Origin of the sequence: Nocardiopsis oceanisediminis (assembly GCF_048595525.1) — a bacterium.
Classification (GTDB): Bacteria; Actinomycetota; Actinomycetes; order Streptosporangiales; family Streptosporangiaceae; genus Nocardiopsis_A; species Nocardiopsis_A oceanisediminis.
Genome location: NZ_JAFMZJ010000001.1, coordinates 3,414,882 through 3,437,404, shown reverse-complemented (window position 1 = coordinate 3,437,404; position 22,523 = coordinate 3,414,882). Strand labels below are relative to the sequence as shown.

Annotated in this window: 20 protein-coding genes; 9 read left to right on the top strand and 11 right to left on the bottom strand. The window is 75.8% G+C overall.

Annotated features, from left to right (window positions below; genetic code table 11):
* Positions 1-54: 54 nt before the first annotated feature.
* Both J0910_RS15170 and J0910_RS15165 read right to left on the bottom strand, forming a co-directional pair.
* Positions 55-1,425 carry an amino acid permease gene (locus J0910_RS15170; RefSeq protein WP_420159155.1) on the bottom strand — a complete coding sequence of 457 codons (1,371 nt, stop codon included), beginning with the start codon at positions 1,423-1,425 and terminating at the stop codon, positions 55-57.
* 199 nt (positions 1,426-1,624) lie between these two features.
* Positions 1,625-1,864, bottom strand: coding sequence for a hypothetical protein (locus J0910_RS15165; RefSeq protein WP_420159154.1), 240 nt, complete (start codon positions 1,862-1,864; stop codon positions 1,625-1,627).
* Between the two features lie 189 nt (positions 1,865-2,053).
* Here J0910_RS15165 and J0910_RS15160 point away from each other — a divergent pair, with 189 nt between their 5' ends.
* Complete coding sequence (locus tag J0910_RS15160) at positions 2,054-2,626, top strand: GNAT family N-acetyltransferase (RefSeq protein ID WP_420159153.1); 573 nt, start codon at positions 2,054-2,056, stop codon at positions 2,624-2,626.
* A 49-nt stretch (positions 2,627-2,675) separates the two neighbouring features.
* On the opposite strand, the gene J0910_RS15155 is transcribed toward J0910_RS15160, so the two are convergent.
* The 5 genes from J0910_RS15155 to J0910_RS15135 form a co-directional block, all read right to left on the bottom strand.
* Positions 2,676-3,452: an alpha/beta fold hydrolase gene (locus J0910_RS15155; RefSeq protein ID WP_420159152.1), complete on the bottom strand. Its 777-nt coding sequence runs from the start codon at positions 3,450-3,452 to the stop codon at positions 2,676-2,678.
* Between the two features lie 38 nt (positions 3,453-3,490).
* Complete coding sequence (locus J0910_RS15150; protein ID WP_420159151.1) at positions 3,491-4,294, bottom strand: exodeoxyribonuclease III; 804 nt, start codon at positions 4,292-4,294, stop codon at positions 3,491-3,493.
* Positions 4,295-4,319: 25 nt separating this feature from the next.
* Entirely contained in the window at positions 4,320-5,345 is a 1,026-nt protein-coding gene (locus J0910_RS15145) for a tyrosine-type recombinase/integrase (RefSeq protein ID WP_420159150.1), read from the bottom strand.
* Between the two features lie 1,531 nt (positions 5,346-6,876).
* Positions 6,877-7,698 (bottom strand): hypothetical protein, encoded by an 822-nt coding sequence (locus J0910_RS15140; protein ID WP_420159149.1) that lies wholly within the window; start codon positions 7,696-7,698, stop codon positions 6,877-6,879.
* A 118-nt stretch (positions 7,699-7,816) separates the two neighbouring features.
* A complete protein-coding gene (locus J0910_RS15135) occupies positions 7,817-9,199 on the bottom strand; it encodes a heparan-alpha-glucosaminide N-acetyltransferase domain-containing protein (protein ID WP_420159148.1) in 1,383 nt (460 codons plus the stop codon).
* Between the two features lie 1,144 nt (positions 9,200-10,343).
* Here J0910_RS15135 and J0910_RS15130 point away from each other — a divergent pair.
* A complete protein-coding gene (locus J0910_RS15130; protein WP_420159147.1) occupies positions 10,344-11,168 on the top strand; it encodes an arginase family protein in 825 nt (274 codons plus the stop codon).
* Positions 11,169-11,183: 15 nt separating this feature from the next.
* Here the strand turns inward: J0910_RS15130 and J0910_RS15125 are convergent, their stop codons facing one another.
* Complete coding sequence (locus J0910_RS15125; RefSeq protein ID WP_420159146.1) at positions 11,184-12,221, bottom strand: acyltransferase domain-containing protein; 1,038 nt, start codon at positions 12,219-12,221, stop codon at positions 11,184-11,186.
* 121 nt (positions 12,222-12,342) lie between these two features.
* On the opposite strand from J0910_RS15125, the gene J0910_RS15120 reads away from it, so the two are divergent.
* A complete protein-coding gene (locus J0910_RS15120; protein WP_420159145.1) occupies positions 12,343-13,965 on the top strand; it encodes an AMP-binding protein in 1,623 nt (540 codons plus the stop codon).
* Positions 13,966-14,544: 579 nt separating this feature from the next.
* Here the strand turns inward: J0910_RS15120 and J0910_RS15115 are convergent.
* Entirely contained in the window at positions 14,545-14,853 is a 309-nt protein-coding gene (locus tag J0910_RS15115) for a 4a-hydroxytetrahydrobiopterin dehydratase (protein WP_420159144.1), read from the bottom strand.
* A 74-nt stretch (positions 14,854-14,927) separates the two neighbouring features.
* Complete coding sequence (locus tag J0910_RS15110) at positions 14,928-15,779, bottom strand: SDR family oxidoreductase (RefSeq protein WP_420159143.1); 852 nt, start codon at positions 15,777-15,779, stop codon at positions 14,928-14,930.
* Between the two features lie 481 nt (positions 15,780-16,260).
* On the opposite strand from J0910_RS15110, the gene J0910_RS15105 reads away from it, so the two are divergent.
* Entirely contained in the window at positions 16,261-16,671 is a 411-nt protein-coding gene (locus tag J0910_RS15105) for a DNA-binding protein (protein WP_420159142.1), read from the top strand.
* 30 nt (positions 16,672-16,701) lie between these two features.
* Here the strand turns inward: J0910_RS15105 and J0910_RS15100 are convergent, their stop codons facing one another.
* Positions 16,702-17,472: a hypothetical protein gene (locus tag J0910_RS15100; RefSeq protein ID WP_420159141.1), complete on the bottom strand. Its 771-nt coding sequence runs from the start codon at positions 17,470-17,472 to the stop codon at positions 16,702-16,704.
* Between the two features lie 237 nt (positions 17,473-17,709).
* On the opposite strand from J0910_RS15100, the gene J0910_RS15095 reads away from it, so the two are divergent.
* The 5 genes from J0910_RS15095 to J0910_RS15075 all read left to right on the top strand — a co-directional run bounded on the left by J0910_RS15095 (position 17,710) and on the right by J0910_RS15075 (position 22,370).
* Positions 17,710-18,789 carry an AAA family ATPase gene (locus tag J0910_RS15095; RefSeq protein WP_420159140.1) on the top strand — a complete coding sequence of 360 codons (1,080 nt, stop codon included), beginning with the start codon at positions 17,710-17,712 and terminating at the stop codon, positions 18,787-18,789.
* A 72-nt stretch (positions 18,790-18,861) separates the two neighbouring features.
* Positions 18,862-19,773, top strand: coding sequence for a DUF58 domain-containing protein (locus J0910_RS15090; RefSeq protein WP_420162000.1), 912 nt, complete (start codon positions 18,862-18,864; stop codon positions 19,771-19,773).
* 67 nt (positions 19,774-19,840) lie between these two features.
* Entirely contained in the window at positions 19,841-20,791 is a 951-nt protein-coding gene (locus J0910_RS15085; RefSeq protein WP_420159139.1) for a VWA domain-containing protein, read from the top strand.
* Positions 20,792-20,889: 98 nt separating this feature from the next.
* On the top strand, positions 20,890-21,621 hold the full coding sequence (locus J0910_RS15080) for an HAD family hydrolase (protein ID WP_420159138.1): 732 nt from the start codon (positions 20,890-20,892) through the stop codon (positions 21,619-21,621).
* The gene (locus J0910_RS15075; protein ID WP_420159137.1) at positions 21,618-22,370 is read left to right on the top strand and encodes an NUDIX hydrolase; all 753 of its coding nucleotides are present in this window, start codon (positions 21,618-21,620) and stop codon (positions 22,368-22,370) included. Before J0910_RS15080 ends, J0910_RS15075 begins: the two co-directional genes overlap by 4 nt.
* The last annotated feature ends 153 nt before the right edge of the window (positions 22,371-22,523 follow it).

Genomic DNA, 22,523 nt, shown 5'->3' with positions numbered 1-22,523 from the left:
GCGGGCCCCGCACCCACCCGGGGTGCAGGGCCCGCGCCCACCCTCCGCCGGCGGCTACCCCCCGCCGGAACCGGCCTCGCGCCCGTCGGCACGGGTGTACAGCGGCTCCGAACTCACCGGCGTCCGCCCGAACCGGCGCCGCAGCTCGAAGGCGACCAGCACCACCGCCACCGCGCCCAGCGTCGCCGCCAGCGGCGGACGCTGGTCCGGCAGCACCGCCATCGCCACCAGCACCGCCCCCAGCCCCGCCAGCGTCACCCACGACAGGTAGGGGAACCCCCACATCCGGAACCGCAGCGCCTCGGGCTCCTCCCGCCGCAGCCGCCGCCCCAGCACCAGCTGGGACGCCACGATCGTCAGGAACAGCACCAGCAGGATCGCCCCGATCGAGGCCACCAGGAACGCGAACACCGTGTCCGGCCACAGGTAGTTCCCCACCACCGACGCATACCCCACCGCCGTGCCCAGCAGGATCGCCCGGGAGGGCACCCCCCGCCGGTTCACCTTCGACAGCGCCCGCGGCGCATCCCCCTGCCGGGTCAGCACGTGCAGCATCCGCGAAGAGGTGTACATCGCCGCGTTCAGCACGCTCAGCACCGCGATGAACACCACCACCTCCATGATCAGCGGCGCCGCCGGGACCCCCACCGCCTCCATCACCGACACGAACGGGCTCTTCAGCAGCTGGGCGGTGTTCCACGGCACCACCGCCACCACCACCAGGATCGAGGCGATGTAGAACAGCCCGATCCGCCACAGCACGTTGGTCGTGGCCCGGGCCACCCCCTGCTCCGGCTCATCGCTCTCACCCGCGGCGATCGTCACGATCTCCACACCGCCGAAGGAGAACAGCACCACCACCACGGCGGCCAGCACCGCCGCCCACCCATTGGGCGCGAAACCCCCGTGCTCCCACAGGTTGGACAGCGTCACCCCCTCGCCGCCCGGCCACAACCCCAGCGCGTACAACCCGCCCAGCACCAGGAAACCCACGATCGTGGCGACCTTCACCAGCGAGAACAGCGACTCGGTCTCACCGAACACCCGCACCGACACCAGGTTCGCCGCCGTCATCACCACCAGCAGCCCCAGCGACAGCACCCACCCGTCCAGGCCCGTCCACTCCGCCAGCATCGCCGCCCCGGCCACCGCCTCGGCCGCCACCAGCACCGCATACATCCACCAGTACAGCCACCCGATGGAGAAACCCGCGCGCGGCCCCAAGGCCAGCCGCGCATAGTCGGAGAACGAACCCGACGCCGGCCGCGCCACCACCATCTCGCCCAGCGCGCGCAGCGTCAGCAGCACCAGCGCCCCGGCCACCGCATACGACACCACCGCCGCCGGGCCCGCGGCGTTGATCACCGCACCCGACCCGATGAACAGCCCGGCACCCACCGAACCGCCGATCGCGATCATCGCCATGTGGCGCCGGCGCAGCGTATGCGCCAACCGCGGGCCCGAGCCCGCCCTGTCTTCGTCGCGCCCCTCCACGGGGGCCCCATCCTGCGAGGTCACGACCACCGAGGCTACGCCCCCGCACCCCGCCGCCCGGCCACCGGGTCGCCCCCCGCCACCACACCGCACGAAATATGACCCACATCACCCCGCCCCGGCGGCGGGATCACCCCTCACCCCCGCACAGCACCCCCAGCGCCCGCTCCGCGTCCTCCTCACTCAGCTCCCCGCCCCGCGCCGCCGAGCACAGCAGCTCCCGCGCCAGCAGAATGTGCTGCCGCGACCGCCCGCCCGGCCGCTCCAACCGCCCCTCCCGCCACAGAGGCCGCAACGCCAGAAAAGCATGGGCATCGCTCACCCGCCCCGGCTCCTCCAGCACCGCCACCAACTCCTCGCACGCACCCACGACCGCCCCTCCTCCACGGCCCCGCACACCGACACCGCCCGCCCCGGCCGAGCCGACCCACCAGAGCGAACCCATCACCGAACGTAGCGACCCCGCGCCCGCCGCGCCCACCGATCAGCCGAACACACGGTGAACACCCCGCCCGATAACCCTTTGCCCCCCACCCCCCGCCCCTGCTCTGCTACCCCCATGCCACCCATCGCCCCCGACGCCTTCCGCACCCAGCCCGTCCTCACCGGCGACCTCACCCGCCTCGAACCCCTCGGCCCCGCCCACGCCGACGCACTCGCCGACCACCTCACCCGCCTGCACCCCGACGTCCGCCGCCTCACCGGCACCCACACCCGCTTCACCCGCCGCGCCGCCCTCGACTGGGCCTCCACCCGCCCCCACCACCACGACCGCGCCGACTGGGCCGTCTGCGACCCCCGCACCCGGCGCCTCATCGGCGACTGCGCCCTCATCGACCTCTCCGCCCCCGACGCCCGCGCCACCTACCGCATCGCCCTCTACGACACCGCCCGCCTGGGCCGCGGCATCGGCACCCAGACCACCCGCCTCGTCCTCGACCACGCCTTCGACACCACCGGACTGCACCGCATCGACCTGCAGGTCTACGAATTCAACACCCGAGCACGCCGCACCTACGCCGCATGCGGCTTCACCGAGGAAGGCCGCCTCCGCGACCACCTCTACTGGGACGGCCGCCACCACGACGCCATCCTCATGTCCGCCCTGTCCACCGACCGCCCCCGCACATGAAAAAGAGCGGAGGGGCACCCCGCCCCTCCGCCCCGCCCCCCGCGGCGGATCACCCCCCGGCAGGCCCCTCCACCGCCGCACCCCGCACCGGGCCCCCGCCCCGCGCCGCACGCAGCTCCCGCATCTCCACCACATCAGCCGCATCCGCCACCAACCGGGTGAAACTCTCCGGCTGATCCAGACTCACCATGTGCCCCGCCCGCGGAACATTCACCAACCGCCCCTCCGCACACGCGTCCAAGAACCGCTTCTCATGGATCCGGAAATGGTCCCGCGCCCCGTTCACCAACCACACCGGACCCGGATAGGACCCCAGAGGCCCCAGCACGTCCATGTCCGCGATCTCATCGATCACCGACCGCGCCGCCTCCATCGCCAGACCCCCGCCCAGCACCGCCTCCGCACCCTCACCCGGCAGCCGCAACCGGTGGAAACGCTCGTTCACCGACGCCCCCTTGTCCGGCAGCACCTCCAGCAGCGCCGCCGGAATCCGGTACACCTGCGCCAGCGCCTGCGCCGGCCGCGCCGTGCAGCTCGCCGCCACCAGCCCCCGCACCCGCGCCGGCCCCGCGGCCGCCGCCGCGATCGACACGAAACCCCCCAGACTCAACCCCACCAGCAGCGCACGGCCCCCCACCCCGTCCACCGCCTCCAGCACCGCGTCCACCGCCGACCCCAGCGTGAACGGCTCACCCCGCCGCGACCCGTGCCCCGGCAGATCCGGCGCCGCCACCCGGCGGCCCTCCTCCCGCAACGCCTCCACCTGCGGGCGCCACATCGACGACGACACCCGAAGCCCGTGCACCAGAACGACGCCGACACCCATCAACGGCTCCCGACCCTCCACACCCACGACCCGACCCATCACGACGCCCCGTACACCACCGACACCGGCGCATGGTCGGACCACCGCAGACCATGCGAAGCGGCCCGCTCCACCCGCGCCTCCCGCGCCCGCGCCGCCAACCCCGGCGTCGCCACCTGGTAGTCGATCCGCCACCCCGAATCGTTGTCAAAGGCCCGCCCCCGATAGGACCACCACGAATACGGCCCCTCGACCCCCGGATGCAGAGCCCGCACCACGTCCACCAGCCCGACCTCGCCGAACACCCGGGACAGCCACGCCCGCTCCTCCGGCAGGAACCCCGAACTCCTCCGGTTGCCCCGCCAGTTCTTCAGATCCGCCTCCCGGTGCGCGATGTTCCAGTCCCCGCACACCACCAGCTCGCGCCCCGCCCCCTCCACCTCGGCGCGCCGCCGCTCCAGATACGGCAGGAACCCGGCCATGAACCGCTCCTTCTCCGCCTGGCGCTCCGTACCCACCTCACCCGAGGGCAGGTACAGGCTCCCCACCGACACCGCCCCCAGATCCACCTCCACATACCGCCCCGAGGCGTCGAACTCCTCCACCCCGAACCCGGTCCGCACCGCATCGGGCTCCGCACGCGAATACACCGCCACCCCCGACCGGCCCTTCACCGACGACGGCACCAGCACCACATGCCACCCCCGCGGCGCCCCCGCCTCCGCCGGCAGCTGCCCCGCCTCGGCCCGCACCTCCTGCAGGCACACCGCATCGGCCCCGCACGAGCCCAACCACTCCACGAACCCCTTGCGCGCCGCGGCCCGCAACCCGTTCACGTTCACCGTCGAAATCTCAAAGGACACGCCGCAACCCTAGTCCGCCCCGGCCTCAACCCGCCGCGGCCTCCCGCGCCCCCTCCCCGCCCGCCAGCCGGCGCAGCACCCCATAGGTCCGGTTCGACCGCGCCGCCTCCCGCTGCGCCGACGCCGTCACATCGATATAGGACTGCGACGACGTGATCGACGAATGCCCCAGCAACCGCATGATCTCGGTGACCGACGCCCCGTCCTCCGCCAACCGCGTCGCGAACGTGTGCCGCAGCGCGTGCACCAGCGACCCCCGCGCCACCCGGTCGCCCACCCCCGCATGCTTGTAGCACTGCTGCACCAGGTACTGCAGCCCGCCCCGCCGCAGCGCACGCCCCCGCGTGTCCACCAGCAGCGCGTCACCCCCCGACAACCGCACCCCGAACCGCGCCTCCCGCGACTCCAGATACGCCCCCACCAGCGCCTCCAGCGGCGCCTCGATCGGCAGCGACCGCTCCCGGCCGCCCTTGCCCACCACCCGCAGCCGCCGCTCACCCGGCCGCCCGCTCAGCGACTCCACCCGCAGCCCCAGCATCTCCGCCGACCGCAGCCCCGTCAGCAGCGCCAGCGCCACCACCGCCATGTCCCGCTCCGGCCACGGATCCCGCGCCCGCCTGCACCCCGCGGCCAAAGCCTCCAGCAACCGCTCCGGGGTGTCCTCGCCCATCAGCGGCTTCGGCCCGCCCGGCCGCGCCCGCGGCCGCCGCACCGCCTGCATCGGATTGCCCTCCAGCACCCCCTCCGCGACCCAGAACCCGAAGAACCCGTTCCACGTCGACCACGCCCGCACCACACTGGAGGGCGCCCGCTCCCCGGCGAACTCCGCGAACGCCCGACGCATCAGCCCCGCGTCCAGATCGGCCAGCACCAGGCCCGACCGCTCGCACCCGGCCGCCCGCGCCGCACACCCCAGCACCCCCAGCAGGTCCCGCCGGTAGGCCGCCACCGTGTGCGGCGACGGCTTCTCCGCCCGCCGCGCCACCAGGTACTCCTCCACGGCCCGATCCGCCCCGACGGCCCCCGCGCCCAGCTCCCGCTCTCCGCTCATGCCCCCACCCTTCCCGATGCGGCCGCCGCCCGCCACACCGGCCCCGCCCCCTTTTCGAACACCCGGCCCACCGCTGTTCGAAACCCCGACCCCCGCCCCGGCCGACAGGGGGCGGGGGAGGGGCGCCGCCCCCCTGCCCCTCGGCCCAACCGGGGGCCGCAGACCCCGGCGGGGGAGCGGCGCACCGCAGGAAGCCCGGGGCAGAGAACCGGAGCAGAGGGCGCCCCCGGCGCAGAAGAAGAGCCGGCCCGGCGCCTCCCGCACCGGACCGGAGCGACGGCGAAGGAAGAGCCAGGGCGGAGGTTCTCGCCTGGGTGCGGCGCCCCACGGGGCGGGGGTTCAGACCGGCGGCGAGGGCGAGGAGGGGGACCGGCCGGCCGGTCGGTCGCCGCGCCTCACGGGGCCCGGGTCCAAGCAGGCGGCGACGGCAGAAGTAGGAGCGGGGTGCAGGCGTCGGCCGAGCGCGGGGCCCACGGGGCCGGGGTTCAAGCGGGCAGCGACGGCAGAGGGGGCGGGGCCGGCCGGTCGGTCGGGTGCGGCGTCTCGCGGGGCGGGGGTTCAGGCGGGCGGCGGGGCGGTGTTCACGGGTCCGCCGCCGGGCGCCCGGTGAAGGGGGGAGCGGTGTTCCGGTGGTGGGTTCGGGCCCGCCGTGCCGGTGGAGGGGGTTGTGTCCGCTTTGCCGGATCGCCGGCGGGGATCGGGCAGGGCGGGGGCGCCCTGCGCATCTCGGTGGCACCCCCGATGACATCTACCGGCGAGTAGCACCCCCGGAAGCCCCGCCGCCCCCTCTCCGGTGACTCAGAGTGGCGGAAGCGGGGCCTCCTGGGGGGATGAATGCGACATCCCGCCCCTTGCTGCCCCTCTGAGGGGTTCCGGCCCCTCGTTTCCGGCCTTCCGGGCGGCACGGATCCCCGGCCGCCGCCCGGATCGGGGCCGTTCGGGCCTGCCGGGGCCCGTTCCGGCCCGGGATGTGTGCCCGGGAATCAGCGGGGTGCTCTCGCGGTGCGCAGGGCGCCCCCCGCCACCATCACTGTCCGTGTTCACCCAGGTCAGGGGGTACCGGTGATCAGTGGGCGGCCCGCCCTGGCGCCGGGGCGGCGCGGGAACGGCGAACCCGCCCCCTCACCCGCCACGACCGTCCCACCGCCCTGCCGCAGGCGATCCGCCGCCCCCGGCCCGCTCCCGCTCTCGCCGCCCGCTTGAACCTCGGCCCCGTGGGGCGCCGCGCCCGACCGACTGGCCGGCACGCCCCCTGGCCTCGCCGCCGGCTTGAGCCTCCGCTCCGCGGGGCGCCGCACCCGACCGACCGTCTCCGCCCCGCCCCTGCCTGCGCCGTCGCCGCCGGCTTGAACCCTCACCCCGCGGGGCGCCGCGCCCGGGCGAGGACCTCCGCCCTGGCCCTGCCTTGGCCGTCGCCGCTGGTCTGTACCCCGACCCCGTGGGACGCCGCGCCCGCCCGCCTGAACCTCCGCCCCGGGGCCGGCGGGCGGTGCCGCACCGCCCGCCGGCGCGGCGCTGCTCAGCGCGCCGCTCAGCGGGTCGGGCCGATGCGGCGGATCGCGTCCAGGTCGCCGCGGAGCAGGTCGGCGTGGGAGAGGGCGAAGTCGCCGTTGGGCAGGCCCCCGGTGTGCCGCTCCCCGATGACCTCGGCCGGGAGGAAGGCCCGCAGCCGCTGCCGGAGCGTCCCGGGGTAGTCCACCGGATGCCCCCACCCGTCCGGCGCCTCGTCGGTCCCGAAGATCGTCCAGTGGTCCACGGGGACCCGCGCGTCCAGGGCCGGCGGCCCGCCGGTGTGCGCGTCCAGCGCCGGGGCCGTCAGCAGGTCGGGGTCGTGCGGCTCGTACCAGAGCAGCAGCGGCTTGGCCCGCCGGGCCTGGGCGTTGTCGAAGCAGCAGACCGCGAAGGTGTGCTCCGGGTAGTGCCCGGCGTAGAACTCCAGCAGCCCGGGGTCGATCCGCGGGCGCTTGTGCGGCGGGACCCGGTGCAGCTCGGCGGGGATCAGCGCGGCGTTCCCGGTGAGCAGCACGGTGTAGACGTCGTGCTCGAACACCTCCACCCCGGACCGGGCCTGCGGCCCGCCCATCCAGTCCATGGTCACGGCGCCGACCGCCCTCGGCGTCACCGCCTCGACCATCCGGGACAGCAGGTCCTGGTGGCGCCCGGTGGAGATGAAGTTCCGCCGCCCCATGGAGCGCGCCGGGACGTGCAGCAGCATCGCGTTGGGCCCGGACGCGAGGTTCACCGCCGAGTTCTGGTAGCCGAGCACGTGCACCAGGCCGTGCTCGGGGTGGCGGAGCCTGCCGGCGTAGAGGGTCGTCCCGGAGAACTCGGCGGGGGCGGCGGAGATGCACATGGCGGCACGGTAGCCGAAGGGGATGACGCCGTCGGCGCGGCGGCCGCGCTTTTCCCACCGGCGGCTTCGGCCATCGCCTTCACCGCCTTGCGCGGCCGGCCGCATACCCGGCGGCCGCTCAGGGGATGCGCTTGGCCGCCCACATCGACACCCAGTGCAGCGGCCCCTCCAGCGGACCCCGCCGCCGCACCAGCAGCCGCCACCCCGTCGCGAACACCAGCGACCCCAGCAGCACCGTCATCGCCAACCGGTCGGAGACGAACGACAGCGGCGTGCCGTCCACCCACCCCGACTCCGCCAGCGCGATCACCAGGATGTGCCCCACATAGGTGGTCAGCGCCAGCGCCCCCACCGACGCCAGCGGGTACACCGCCCACCCCAGGTAGGGCGAGGCCAGCAGGCACAGCCCCAGCACCGCGATCGCCACACCGCCGGCCCCGAACACCTCGAACGGCGTCCCGCTGTGCCCGGTCGGCACCAGCAGCCACGCCCAGTCGTTCACCGGGACCGTCCCCGAGAACCCCTCGTCCAGCGCCTGGGCCACGCTGCCGGCGCCGCCGTGCTCGGCCGCCGCCTCCGGAGTGAACGACGCCTCCAGCCGCTCCCGGCCGCCCAGCACCTCCAGCGCGAACCACGAGGCGGTGTAGGCCACCGCCGCGATGGCCGCGCCCACGCCCACCAGCGCCGCCTGCACCTTCGTCCGCCGCAGCTGCAGCCGCCCGACCGCCAGCCCCGCCAGCACGAACGGCATCCAGGTGATCGCCGGGTAGGCGCCGGTCAGCAGGAAGTTCACCACCCCGTCACCCGACCACGCCACCAGCGGGTCGGCCGAGTTGATCGCCCGGACCGGCCGCTCCAGCGGACCGCCGTCCTCCAGCCGCCGCAGGTAGAACGAGACCACCGGCCCCACCACGCCCAGCACCGCGGCCGTGCCCGCCACGATCTTCCACCGCTCGCTCATCAGCGGCGCGGCCAGCACGAAGAACACCGCGTAGTAGGCCAGGATCACCGAGACCGGGGTGCCCATCATCGTCAGCAGGGTGCCCACCGGCAGCATGATCAGCCCCCGGATCACCACCCGCCACAGCGCCACCCCCATGTCCTTGCCCTCCTTGGGGGAGGGCCCTCCGGACAGCAGCGCGATCGAGACGCCCGCCAGCAGCGCGAACAGCGCCGCCGAACGCCCCGACACCAGCCCGTACAGCGCGTTGTCGCCCGAGGCCAGGGTCCACCCCAGCCCCACGTGCACCACGAACATGCCCAGCACCGCCAGGCCCCGCGCGACGTCGATGCCGACCAGGCGGTCGCCCCCGGACCCGCGCCGCCGCCCGGCGGGGGAGGGGGACCCGGCCGCGGCCGCCGCGGGCGGGTCCCCGCCGCCGGCGCGCTCGGCCGCCCGCTCCGCGGAACCGGCGGAACCGCCCGCGGGGGGCTCGGGCTCGGGGACAGGGCGCGCGGCTTCCACGGCGGTCTCACCGGGGCCGTCGGAGGAACTGGGCATGTTCGACACCCTTCGAGCATCGCGCGCCGGAGCCGCGATTGCAGGGGGACACGCGGCTTGTGACCGCTTGTGGCCGGACATCTACAGGGAATTCCGCATCGGTCAACGGAACCGGGGAGCGGCGCGTCCTATACGACCGGGGCGCGCCCCGGAAACGGTGCGCCCATTCATCCGGATTCGCCATGATTTGCCCCCATTTCATGCATAACACACTTTATGCATGAAAAACCGGGGAGGTGAAGACCCCTCGCCCCTCCATCCGCGCCGGTCAGGACAGGGGACACCCGCCGGCCGACCGCACCCGGCCTCCCGCCCCGCACCCCGTCCGGTCGGGCGCACACCGCGCGGCGGGGCCCGCCGGACGGAGCCCGCGCACCTCGGACCGCACCAGGGGCGGAGCCTCCGATCAACACCGGACGAAGGCGCCCGCGAACACCCGCTCCGGCGGCCGGCACGGCCACCGGAGCCCGCCGGGCGCCCCGCAGAGCCCTCCACAGGACCTCACCGGCGGGCACCCGGCCCGCACGGGCCGAACACCGAGGCGCAACATCCGCCCGCGCGGACACCGCGCCCGGCCGCCGAGCGGCACCGCCGCGGCCGCCCGGCGCGAACCCGAGCCCGACCGCTCGGACGGCGGGCCCGCCGCCGGGCGTCGCGGCCGCGCCCCAAGGGCGCACGGCGGCACCCTCACCACCTCAGCACGAGGACGCACCGGCGGAAAACCGCTCCGCAGCCCCTTCCCCGAACCTCCGCACAGAACGCCGATAATCAGCATTATGTAAAGTAAAGCCGTTCGGGCCCCTCCCCGCACCGCTCCCGCCGCGAACGCCCGATTACAACCGGACCGGGCCCGCCCCGGCCGTCACCGCCGTCGAACCGAGCGCACGCCCGGCGGCCCTGACCCGCCGACGACCGGCCGGCTTCCCCACCGCCACGACCGCCGACTCCGAAGACCGGGACCCCGGAGACGACGCCCCTTCACACGACCACGCCGAAGAACAGCCGCACCAGGACCGAACCCGACGACACCCCGGGACCACCCCGCACCCGCCCCCGGGCCGACACACCCCCTGGCCGCTGCCGGACGACCGGGCACACCGCGCTTCCCCGCGACCCGGACCCCGCCCGCCTATAAGGTTGGGCCATGGTGTGGCAACGAGACGTCGACCTGGTGGTCCCCCTCTGGCAGGGCGGCGACGACATGCGCGTCGCCCCCGGCGCCGCCGCCCTCGCCCGGCTCATCCCCACCGGCGGCAGCAGACTCCACATCTCCGTCACCGACGGACCCCGCACCACCGTCGACGGCATCCTCAACCTCGACATCGTCGCCGAGACCCAGCGCCAGCTCCGCGACCGCCTCACCCGCCGCGACCCCCGCCGCACCCTCACCCTCGGCGGCGACTGCACCAGCGACCTCGCCGCAGTCCAGCACCTCGCCGCCCGCCACCCCGGCATGACCTGCTACTGGGTCGACGCCCACGCCGACCTCAACACCCCCGCCACCTCCCCCAGCGGCCGCGCCCACGGCATGCCCCTGCGCACCCTCCTCGGCGAAGGCCACCCCCGCATGGCCGGCGACCGCCCCGCGGCCCTCCCGCCCGCCGCCGTCACCCTCCTGGCCACCCGCGACTTCGACCCCGCCGAACTCGACTACGTGCGCACCAACCGCATCACCCACATCGGCCCCGACGCCCTGGCCGCCGACCCCGCCTCGGCCACCACCGGCCGCGCCCCCCGCACCCCCGCCTACATCCACCTCGACATCGACGCCTGCGACCCCGCCGACCTGCCCGCCGTCGCCTGCCCCACCCCCGGAGGCCCCGCCGCCCCCGTCCTCGCCGACACCCTGCGCGCCCTCCACGGCCACCACGACATCGTCGGCATCGGCATCTGCGAATACGCACCCGTCATCGAGCACACCCCCGAACGGGTACAGGCCCTACTGGACGCCCTCGCCCTCACCGCCTGACCCCCACCCGCCGACTCACCGCAGCCGCAGCCACCCGGTCCGCACCCGCCACTCCCGGCCCGCCGCCACATGGTCGGCCGCGGCCCGCTCCAACCTGCTCCCCCGCGGCGCCCGCCCCGGATCCACCTCCGGCATCCCCAGCACGAACCGGAACACGTCCGCATCCCCCGGAGCCCCCCGCTCCACCAACCGGAACATCCGCTGGAACGCCAGAATGTTCGACCCCTCCGGCAGGTACTCCGCCAACTGCGGATCCAGCAGCCACGACGAGCACGTCGCCACCGGGTAGTCCACCCCCAGCCACCCCGCGAAGAACGACCGCGCCCGCCCCAGCGACTCGGCCACCTCCCCCTCCCCCAGCGGCCCGCCCGGCGGAATGTGCAGCCGCAGCACCCGCGCCCCCTCCGCCAGCTCCGCCACCCCTGCGGCCTCCCGCCGCTCCCCCTCCGACAACCACCGCACCGCACCCATCTCCCGCAGCACGTTCGGCTCGAACTGCAACCGCCCCAACTGGTAGAAGCCCGACCGGAACAGCAGCGCCACCCACGCCGCCGTCTCCAACCCCGCCCGCCCGAACATCCGCCGGTTCGCCGCCGCCTGCCGCCCCACGTCCAGCAGCGTCGACGCCACCACCTCCCCGGGCACCCCCCGCCCCCGCTGATACTCCTCGAACGCCCGCACCGACACCGCGAACGCGAACAGCGCCGCACACCGCGCCCGGTCGTCCTCCACCCCCGCCAGCCCCGGCCACGCCACCCACACCGGCGCCGGCTCCAGCGCCGCCCCCAGATCCGCCGCCACCCGCGCGGCCATCCGCTCCACCAGCCACGCCGCCTCCCGCGGCCACTCCCCCGCCCACAACCCCGCCAGCTCCGCCGCATCCGCACCGCTCAACCCCAGCGGCGCCAGCAGCTCCCGCGCACCCCGCTCCCCCACCGAGGCCACCTCGCCCGCACCCCACCCCGGCAGCGCCGGCAGCCCCGCCGCCGCCTCCAACCACTCCGCGGCCTGCGCGTCCAACCCGAACCGCCGCACCACCGAACCCGCGTCCAACCCGAACCCCTTCCACCCGCCACCGCCCCCACCGATGAGGGCGCCGTCACACACCAAGGCATACTCTTAAATACCGAAACCCGCCCACACCACCGACCGCGGAAAACGAGGACTCACCCCGATGCCCACCCCGGCGCAGCAAGTGACCGACTGGCTGGCCACCTACGACACACCCGACTCCTCGGTGGCACACCTGCTCTGCGACCGGCACCCCCGCGAGGCCCCCGCCCTCACCGAGATCGCCCCCGACCTCACCCCCACCCACCTCACCTACGGCGACCTCGCCGACCGCTCCACCCGCCTGGCCGCCGGCCTGGCCCAGGCCGGCATCACCGCCGGCGACCGCGTCGCCACCCTCCTCGGCCGCGGAGCCGACCTCGTCGCCACCGCCCTGGCCATCTGGCGCCTGGGCGCCGTGCACGTCCCCCTGTTCACCGCCCTGGCGCCCACCGCCGTCCGCCACCGCCTCACCGGCTCCCGCACCCTCCTGGTCGTCTGCGACGAGCAGCAGCGCCACAAGCTCGACCCCGCCCCCGGCGAGACCGCCCCCTGGCAGGTCGCCACCACCGGCGAGCACCCCGCCCGCCCCGGCGACCACACCCTCGCCCTGCTCGCCGACGCCCCCGGCCCCGCACCGGCCACCGCCGCCCTCGGCGGCGCGGCCCCCTTCCTGCACCTGTTCACCCCCGGCCCCACCGGCCGCCACCACGGCTTCGACGTCCCGGTGCGCGCCCTGGCCGCCTTCCACGCCCACCACCACTACGGCCTGGACGTCACCGACGACGACGTCTACTGGAACACCCACGACCCCAGCTGGACCTACGGCCTCTTCTACGGCCTGATCACCCCGCTGCTCGCCGGGCAGCGCACCCTCCAGCTCCGCGCCGGCTTCGACCCCGAGCTCACCCTCGACGTGCTGGGCATGCACGGCGTCACCAACCTCAGCGCCGCGCCCACCGTCTACCGGACCCTGCGCGCCACCGTGAAGACCCCGCCCCCCGAGATCTCCCTGCGCTGCCTGTCCAGCGCCGGCGAACCGCTGCCCCCCGACGTCGCCGACTGGGCCGACGACGTCTTCGGCATCCCCGTGCACGACCACCACAACCAGGCCGAACTGGGCGCGTGCGTCGGCCGCCACCAGCACCCCGACGTCGCGCCCGAGCCCCGCGCCGCCTCCATCGGCACCCCGCTGCCGGGGTGGAGCCTCACCGTCCTGGACCCCCTCGACGACGCCGAGGCCATGCCCGGCGCCCGCGGCCGGGTGGCCGTCGACACCAAGGCCAGCCCGCTGTTCTGGTTCGAGGGCTACGAGGACGGCGAGGGGTTCACCGGCCCCCGGTTCACCCCCGACGGCCGCTGGTTCCTCACCGGGGTGACCGGCACCCGCGACCGGGAGGGCCACTTCTACTTCTCCGACCGCGACGACGAGGCGATCGCCAGCGGCGGGTACCGCATCGTCCCCGGCGACGTGGAGACCGCCCTGCAGGAGCACCCGGGAGTGGTGGAGGCCGCGGTCTACGGCGCGCCCGACGAGCTCGCCGGGCAGGCGGTGGCCGCCAGCGTGGTCCTCGCCGAGGGGTACGGCGGCGGCGAGGAGCTCGCCGAGGAGCTGCGCGAACTGGTGCGCACCCGCTTCGCCGAGCACGCCTACCCGCGGGTGGTCGAGTTCGTCGCCGAGCTGCCCAAGTCCCCCTCGGGCAAGATCCGCCGCTCCCGCCTGCGCGCCCGGGGCGGCCGGAGCTGACCTTTCCCGGTCCGCCGGGGCCGCGCCGGACGGCGGCGGCGGGGCCCGGCCCCACCGGCCCGCCGGCGGGTTCACCAGGGGGCGTCGGTACGGCGCCGCTGCAGGCACCGCCTTCCCGCAGGGCCGTTCGCGGTGGCCGGAGCCCGGCCGGGGGCGTGCATGCCCGCCCCCGGGCCCCGGTGGAGCAGGGAGAGCCGGCCCGGGAGGGGGCGGGGCCTCCGCCGTGACGCCCGATGGCCTGCCGGGGGCAGGCCGTTCCGGGCGGGGGCCCACGCCGGCGGAGAGCACATGGACCGCCGGCCCGGACATCGGAATCGGCCCCGTCCGCGAGCGGTCCGGGCCGGACGGGGCCGCCACCGCAGGCATCGTCACCGCCCGCCCGCGGCCGGGCGGCGCAGGCTCCGCGAGGAGGGCGGGCTCCCCCTCGCCCCTGTCGCGGAGAGGGCCGCACCGCGGTGGACGGTGCGGTCCTCTCCCCCGTCTCCGCCCCGAGGGCGCCGGGCCCCGCTCCGGAGGCACCGGGGCCGGAGCCCCGGGCGGGCCGGAGACCGCCCGCGAGCGGTCCGGGCGGGCCCCGGTTCAGTCGCCGGCCGGCAGCGCCTCGGCCACCAGGGCGTCGATGCGGGACGCCAGGCTCAGGTCGGCGCCGGTCACCCCGCCGACGGCGTGCGTCGTCTGGTGGAAGGTCAGCCGGTTGTACCGGATGTCGATGTCGGGGTGGTGGCCGGCCTCCTCCGCGGCCTGGGCGACCGCGTCGACCAGGCCGATCGCGGAGATGAAGTCGGGCATCGCGACGGTGCGCCGGATCTCGGCGGCGTCGGGGTGCCACTCCCAGCCGTCCAGCTCGGCCAGTCCCTCGCTGATCTGCCGTTCGTCCAAGAGCGCCATGGTCGTGTCTCGTCTCCGGTCGGGGCCGTGCGGTCTCGCCGGGTGTCCTACCTCGCCGCGGCCGCCGCCAACCGTCACGGCTGGCGGGGAGCGTCGCGCCACCGGGCGAGGCCGCCCTCGCTGTGCAGCACCTGGCCGGTGATCCAGCGCGCCTCGTCGGTGGCCAGCCAGGCGATGAGGCGGGCCGGGTCGTCGGGTTCGCCGATCCGCCCGAAGGGCAGTTTGTGGCGGATGGAGTCGATGGCGGCGTCGGTGAGGTAGCCGGTCTGCACGCCGCCGGGGTTGACGGTGTTGACGGTGATCCGCCGGTCGGCGAGCTCCTCGGCGATGGTGAGGGTGATGGCGGCCAGCGCGCCCTTGGCGGCGGCGTAGGCGATCTCGCCGGGCATCGGCCCCTGCCCTTGGCCGGAGGTGAGCATGACGATCCGCCCGCCGGGGCGGGTGTCGTCGTGCGCGGCGGCGTAGGCCTGGGCGAGGAGGAGGACCGAGCGGGCGTCGACGGCCCAGTGCCCGTCGAGCATGTCCTCGGTGACCTCGGCCAGTGTCCCGTCGCCGCCGGACCGGGCGTGGTTGCAGACGAGGATGTCGATCGGCCCGAGTGCGTCTCGGGCGGCGTCCAGGAGGTCGCGGGGCGCGCCGGGGCGGGCGAGGTCGGCGCCGTGTCCTTCGATCCGGGCGGCGGGGTCGGTGCGGGCGGCGCGGACGCCGTCCAGGACGGCGGTGATGTCGTCTCCGCCCCAGGGCTGTTCGAGGTCGTGGGGGCGGTGGTGGTGGCAGAAGACGGATGCGCCGTAGGCGGCGAGGCGCCGGGCGGTGGCGTATCCGATGCCGTCGCGGCGGCTGGCGCCGGTGACCAGGGCGGTCCGGCCGAGCAGCGGCCGGGGGTCGCGGGTGAGGTCGGCGGGGGCGGTGCCGTGGTGTCCCATGCCGGGGTTCCCTTCCGTCGGAGAGGTCTGCTCCCCCGCTCCGCGCGGCCGCGCCCGTTCGGTGTGGCGAACGGTGACGGGTCGGTCGCGGTTCGGAGCTGGGGATGGCGTGCCGGGTCTGATGATGAGGGCGGCGTAGCCGCTCCTTGAAATGGTTTTTGCTTTTCAGGGGAGCTGAAAACCACCGCCTTTACATTATAGATTTTTAAGTTGTCGCAGGTCGGAGGGGAAATGAAGGGGGGTGGGACAGAGCCGGCGGCCCTTCGCAGGATCCGGCGCGGCAGGGTCGCGGCACCCCGCCCCCGCCCCCTTGGAGGGTCCGGCGGCCGGACCGCGCTCCCCCGCCCCGGCGGGGCGCCCCCGCCCGCGGGGCCCCGCTCCCCTGCCGGCGGGGGCGCCGCTCCACCCGGGTCCGGCGCATGGTCCATCCCGTTGACAACACTCTGTTGACAACAGGATGTTGAAAAGACAGGGTGGGGGCATGACCGGACAGCACGAACACCCCCAGGGCCCCGGCGGCATCCGCGCCTACGAAGGGCTCGCCCGCATCACCGAGCGCCACGCCACCGGCGAGGACCGCGAGCGCTGGGAGGGCCTGCGCCGCCCGATGGCCCCCTACGACGCCCTGCTGCGCGTCTCGGACCTGGCCTCCGGCTCGGCCTTCCCCGACGAAGGCGCCCCCGCCGTCGACGAGCAGGACCTCACCGCGGCCCTCTCCCTGCTCCCCCTGGCCCGCGCCGAATTCGACCAGCTGGAGCTGGGACTGCTGCGGATGGCCAAGGGGCGCGGGCTGACCTGGCAGCAGATCGGCTCCGGCCTGGGGCTGGGCTCCGCCCAGGCCGCCCGGCAGCGCCACGACCGCATCGCCCGCCGCGCCCGAGACGGCGCCTGACCGCTGCGCGGGCCTCCCCCGCCGCCGGCGTCAGGCCAGCGAGCCCGGCCCGCCCGGCAGCTCCTCCAGCTCGTCCTCGTCCAGGGTCGCCTCAGGGGTCCCGTCCGAGGGCTCGGGCGAGGGCGACGGGTCGCCCTCCTCCTCACCCGGGCTCTGCGACGGGGACGGCGACTCCGACGGGCTGGGCTCCTGGGAGGACGACGGGGACCGCGACGGCTCCACCTCGCTCCCCCCGGCCTGCCGGGACAGCATCGACATCCAGAAGTACAGCAGCACGATCAGCAGCACCGCCAGCAGCAGCAGGAGCATCACCCCCACCACCACGCCCCGCTGCGGGGGCGCCTCCGCGGCCCCCGAGCCGCCGTGCCCGCCCGGCCACAGCCAGCGCGCCGACGCCGGACCCGAGCGGACCGACCAGTGCGGGCGCAGCACCGCCGCCGCCCCGGCGCGCACCGGCCCCGCGCCGCCCTCCACCGACCTCAGGTAGGCCGCGGCGCCGGGCCCCGGCCCGCCGTGCGGAACCGCCACCCAGGCCGCGGAGGCCGCCTCGGTGCCGGCCCCCAGCACCCGCTCCCCCTCCGAGGCGCCCCGCCCCTCTGCGACCGCCGCCCGGAACCGCTCCCGGGCGTCGGGGTCGGCGGCCGCGCCCTCGCTGAGCAGGGCGACCTCGACCCGCCGGCCCGACCCGTCCTCACCCAGGTAGACCACCCCGGACGAGCCCCGGGACAGCCTCCCGCTCAACCGGTACCCGCCCAGTTGGCGGGGGTCGCTGTCGTGCAGCGGAGACGACACCGGCCTCACGCCCCCGTTCCCTCGTATCGGTCCGCGCCGCGGCGGCCCCGGCGTCGGCGCCAGGACCCCGCTCGGCGGTAGCATCGCCGATGTGTGAGCATTCCCGACTCTGCGTGCGCCGTCCCGGCGGACGCGCCGGGGCGGTGCACCCCATGCTATTGCGGGCGGCGCCCGCGGCGCGGGGCGCAGGGCCCGGGGGTCGACGAGGCGAGCGGCGCCGGGGGCGCCGAGCGAAAGGCTGGACGCATGCAGGACGCCAACGCCGCGCCGGAGGACGACCGGGAGCCGCGGCGCGCCGCCGAGGGGACCGAGGCCGCGGGGGATCCGACCCGGCTGCTCAGGGCCGCCCTGCAGGAGGTCTCCACGGTCATCGTCGGCCAGGACCAGATGGTGGAGCGCACCATGGTCTGCCTGGTCGCCAAGGGCCACTGCCTGCTGGAGGGGGTGCCCGGGATCGCCAAGACCCTGGCGGTGTCCACCCTGGCGAAGGTGACCGGCGGGTCGTTCTCCCGGGTGCAGTTCACCCCCGACCTGGTGCCCTCCGACATCGTGGGCACCCGCATCTACCGGCCCTCCGCCGAGGCCTTCGACGTGGAGCTGGGGCCGGTCTTCGCCAACTTCGTGCTGGCCGACGAGATCAACCGGGCCCCGGCCAAGGTGCAGTCGTCGCTGCTGGAGGTGATGGCGGAGAAGCAGGTGTCGCTGGGCGGCACCACCTACCCGCTGCCCGACCCGTTCGTGGTGGTGGCCACGCAGAACCCGGTGGAGTCGGAGGGCGTGTACCCGCTGCCCGAGGCCCAGCGGGACCGGTTCCTGATGAAGATCAACGTGCCCCACCCCACCGCCGGCGAGGAGATGGAGATCCTGCGGCGGATGAGCGCCTCCCCGCCCGAGGCCCACCAGGTGCTCGACCCGGTGACCCTGCGCGAGCTGCAGGGCGGCGCCGAGGCGGTGCACGTGCACCAGCTGGTCGCCGACTACGTGGTGCGGCTGGTGATGGCCACCCGCGAACCGGAGCGGTACGGGGTGGGCGACCTGCGGCGGGTGCTGGAGGTGGGGGCCAGCCCGCGGGCGACCCTGGGGCTGGTGGCCGCGGCGCGCGCGCTGGCGCTGATCCGCGGCCGCGACTACGTGCTCCCCGACGACGTGCGGCTGCTGGCCCGCGACGTGATCGCGCACCGCCTGGTGCTGAGCTTCGACGCGCTGGCCGACGGCATCAGCACCGAGCAGGTGGTGGACCGGGTGCTGGCGGCGGTGCCGCCGCCCCGGGTGATCTGGGACGAGCCGTCGGCCGGGTCGGCCGCCGGCGCGGCCGCGGCGGGCTGAGGCGTGCCCTGGCCCGAACGGGCGCCCCTGGCCCTGGACCCCCGGGCCCACCAGGCGCTGCGCCGGCTGGACATGCGCATCGTGCGCCGCCTGGAGGGGCTGCTGCACGGCGAGCACCTGGGGCTGCGGCTGGGGCCGGGCAGCGAGCCCGCCGAAGCCCGCCGCTACCAGCCGGGCGAGGACGACGTGCGGCACATGGACTGGGCGGTGACCGCGCGCACCACCGTGCCGCACGTGCGCGACCTGGTGGCCGACCGGGAGCTGGAGAGCTGGACGCTGCTGGACCTCTCCCCCAGCATGGACTTCGGCACCGCCGAGCGGGACAAGCGCGAGGTGGCCATCGGCGCGCTGGCCGCGGTCAACGTGCTCACCCAGCGGGTGGGCGACCGGTTCGGGGCCTACTTCCTGCACCGCGGGCGGGTGCGGCGGTGGCCGGCCCGCTCCGGGAAGGCGGCGCTGACCACGATGCTGGCCACGGTGCAGGCCGCGCCGCGCGGCGACGGCCCCGGCACGGGCGGCGCCTCCCTGCCCGACGCGCTGACCGACCTGGCGCGCGCCCAGCGGCGGCGCGGGCTGCGCGTGGTGATCTCCGACTTCCTGGACACCCCCTCGGGCGGCGGCGTGCCGCTGGAGGCGCCCTGGGAGCGGCCGCTGCGCCGGCTGTCGGCCCGGCACCAGGTGCTGGCGATCGAGGTGGTCGACCCCCGGGAACTGGACGTCCCGGACATAGGATGGGTGGCGCTGTCCGACCCGGAGACCGGGCGCTCGCGCGAGGTGCGGCTGACCCGCGCGGTGCGGGAGCGCTACCGGGAGGCGGCCCTGGACCAGCGCACGGCGGTCGCCGCGGGGCTGCGCCGGTGCGGCGTGCCGCACCTGGTGCTGCGCACCGATCGCGATTGGATCGTGGACATGGCGCGCTTCGTCGTGGAGCAGCGGCGCACCGCCCACAAGCTGGCCCGGCACACGCCCGCCGCGCCGCACTAGACGCCGGCGGGCGGGCCCGCGGCGGCCCGCGGCGCCGGGCCCTCGATCGAGGAACAGGAGACGACAGGTGAACTTCCTGGCCCCGGGTTGGATGCTGGCGGCGCTGGCGATGCTGGCCGCGCTCATCGCCGGCTACGTCTGGGTGCAGCTGCGGCGGCGCTCCGACGCCGCGCGCTTCACCAACCTGGCGCTGCTGGACCGGGTCGCGCCGCGCCGCCCGGGGTGGCGCCGGCACGTCAGCGCCGGGCTGCTGTTCGCGATGCTGGGGGTGCTGGCCGTCGCGCTGGGCCGGCCGGCGATGCCGGTGGAGGTGCCGCGGGAGCGGGCCACCATCATCGTCGCCATCGACGTGTCGCCGTCCATGGTGGCCAACGACATCGACCCGGACCGGATCAGCTCGGCGAAGAAGGCGGCGGTGGCCTTCGTGGAGTCGCTGCCCGACCGGTTCAACGTGGGGCTGGTGAGCTTCTCGGCGACCGCGGGGGTGGTCTCCTCGCCCAGCCAGGACCACCAGGCGGTCGCCGACTCGGTGCACAACCTGCAGATCTCCCCGGGGACCGCGATCGGCGAGGGGGTGTTCGCCTCGCTGCAGTCCATCCAGTCCTTCGACGACGACGCCGCGGAGGACCCGCCGCCGTCGGCGGTGGTGCTGCTGTCGGACGGCGAGAACACCAGCGGGCGGCCGATCTCCTCGGCGGTGCGGGCCGCCTCCGACGCCCGGGTCCCGGTGTCGACCATCGCGTTCGGCACCGGGGCGGCGCTGGTGGAGATCAACGGCGAGCCGGTGGAGGCCAACATCGACAAGGAGGCCCTGGAGCGGCTGGCCGCCGACACCGGGGGGCACTTCTACGAGGCGGAGTCGGGCTCCGAGCTCAGTGACGTCTACGACGACATCGGGTCCTCGCTGGGCAGTGAGACCGAGTACCAGGAGAACCTGATCTGGTGGGTGCGCGCGGCCGCGGTGCTGGGCGCGGGCGCGGTCCTGGCCGCGCTGGCCTGGTCGCCCCGGCTCCCCTGACCAGGTCCGGCCGCCTGGTCCGGTGGCGCTTCGTCCCTGTTCGACCGGTACCGTAGCCCTGTTTGTCACTGTCCGACGAGCTTGACGAAATAGGAACGATGCCGGATACCGCCACCGCACCCGCGGTGATCTTCTTCGATCTGGACGACACGCTGCTCGACGAGCGAGCGGCGAGCTCCGCAGGCCTGCGCATGCTGATGGAGCGGCTCGGCCACCCCGACTTCAACGCCGCGCGCACGCTGTGGGACGTGCAGACCGAGATCTCCTTCGGCGCGTACCTCAACGGGCGGCTCGGCTTCGCCGAGCAGCGCCGCGAGCGGGTGCGCGCCCTGGCCGTGCAGGCCGGGCACGCCTCCGTCCCCGACCAGGCCTGCGACGACCTGTACCACCAGTACCTGGACGCCCACCGGGCGGCCTGGCAGCCCTTCCCCGACGCCGCCCCCGCGCTGGGCGAGCTGGCCGCCGCCGGGATCGGGCTGGGCGTCATCACCAACGGGGTGGAGGCGCTGCAGCGCGAGAAGCTGGAGCGGATCGGGCTGGCCCGCAGCTTCCCCGTGGTGGTCTGCCCGGACACCGCCGGGGCGGGCAAGCCCGCGCCGCGGATCTTCGAGGCGGCCTGCGCCCAGGCCCGGGTGGCCCCGGAGAACTGCTGGCACGTGGGCGACCAGCTGCACGCCGACGCGCTGGGCGCGATGGGCGCGGGCATGCGCCCGGTGCTGGTGGACCGGGAGGGCCGGCACGCCGAGCGCACCGACCTGACCGTCATCGGCGGCCTGGACCTGCTGCCGTCCCTGGTCCGCGGCGCGGGGCGCCCGCAGGGGGTGCTGTGACACCGCCCGGGCGGCTGCGCCGGGTCACCGTGCACGTCGCCGGGGAGGCGCCGGCCGGGGCCCGCCTGCTGTTCGGCGAGGACCCCGCCGAGGCGGCGCGCCGCGCGGCCGGGCTGGACGCCCGGGCCCCGCTGGAGCCGGTCGAGGTCCGCACCGAGCTGGCCTCGGTCCCCGGGCCCGGCGGCCCGGTCGGGCTCCACATCGACCGGGTGTTCTACCGGGTGCCGGGCTCCCCCGCCGGGCCCTCGGCCGAGGCGGTGCCCGCCGCGGCCGACCTGGTCGCCGAGGAGCCGGCCCGCCCCGGGCCGGCGCTGCGCCGGTTCGCCGCCTACGGGCTGGTCACCGACCCCGGCGGGCGGCTGCTGCTGTCCCTGATCGCGCCCGGCTACCCCGGCGAGGGCACCTGGCACCTGCCCGGCGGGGGCGTCGACGACGGCGAGGACGCCCGTGCCGCGCTGCGCCGCGAGGTGTTCGAGGAGACCGGCCAGCACGCCGGGGCGGGCCGCCTGGTCGGGGTCCGCCACCACCACCGCACCGGGGTGCCGGGGCCGGAGAGCGCCTCCACCGAGATCTACGCGGTGTGGGCGTTCTTCCACGCCCACGTGGCCCGCCCGACCGCCCCGCGGGTGGTCGAGGAGCAGGGCTCCACGGCCGACTGCGCCTGGTTCACCCCCGAGGAGCTTCCGCGGATCCCCCTGTCGGCGACCGCCCGCAAGGGGCTGGACGCGCTGGCGCGGCCGGGGGGCTGAGCGCGGCCCGGACCGGCGCGCCTCCGGGCGGGCGGTCCGGCGCGGGCGGCGGCCGGGCGGGGAGACCCCCGGCCCGGCCGCCGCCCCTTCTTCTTCCGCCATCGTTCCCCCGCCGCGGGCGGGGAGCCGGGGCGGGCCTCCCTCCCCGGGGCC